Raw genomic sequence first — 640 nt, forward strand, 5'->3', positions numbered from 1 at the left:
AGTTGATCTGGTTACTGGAGGGCTTGGTCCCGAGCTACCGTACCATCGCTGAGTTTCGACGGGTCAACGGGAACGCCTTGCGCGCGGCGAACCGAGATTTCGTTGTGTTGTGCCGCGAGCTGGATCTGGTGGGTGGAGAAACCATCGCCATCGACGGCTCCTTTTTGCAGGCCAGCGCCAGTGACGCCAGCATCACAACCAAGAAGCGCTTGGAAGCGGAGTTGAAGCAGCTCGAACGTGATCTGGAAACCTACACGCAGTCCCTCGCTGCCAACGATGCCCACGAAGCTCAAGTGGGCGACAGGCTTGCTGAAGACCCCGCCCTTGCCGAGAAGTTGCAGGAACTCAAGGAACGCCAGGCACGCAAGCAGGCGCAACGGGAGCGACTAGAGGCAAGCGGTGAGCCCCAATTCTCCCGTACCGACCCCGCTGCACGGGCCTTGAGCAAGGGGAAACAGCACGTCACCGGCGACAACGTGCAAAGTTGCGTGGATGACAAACACCAGCTCATTGTGTCTCACGAAGTTAGCAACGAAGGGAACGATCAGAACCCGCTCAGCGGCCAATGCCAGCAGACCATGGCGGTGCTCGGCGTGGAGAGCCTGACCGCGGTTGCCGATGCTGGCGACTACAGCGAGGC

The 640-nt window shown here is 60.6% G+C and carries 1 protein-coding gene; it reads left to right on the forward strand.

The window, feature by feature from the left end; genetic code table 11:
- On the forward strand, window positions 1-640 hold a 640-nt coding region (locus BQ17_RS21950; RefSeq protein ID WP_176722439.1), incomplete at both ends, for a transposase.

This window comes from Candidatus Thiosymbion oneisti, from assembly GCF_900092655.1.
GTDB lineage: Bacteria > Pseudomonadota > Gammaproteobacteria > Chromatiales > Chromatiaceae > Thiosymbion > Thiosymbion oneisti.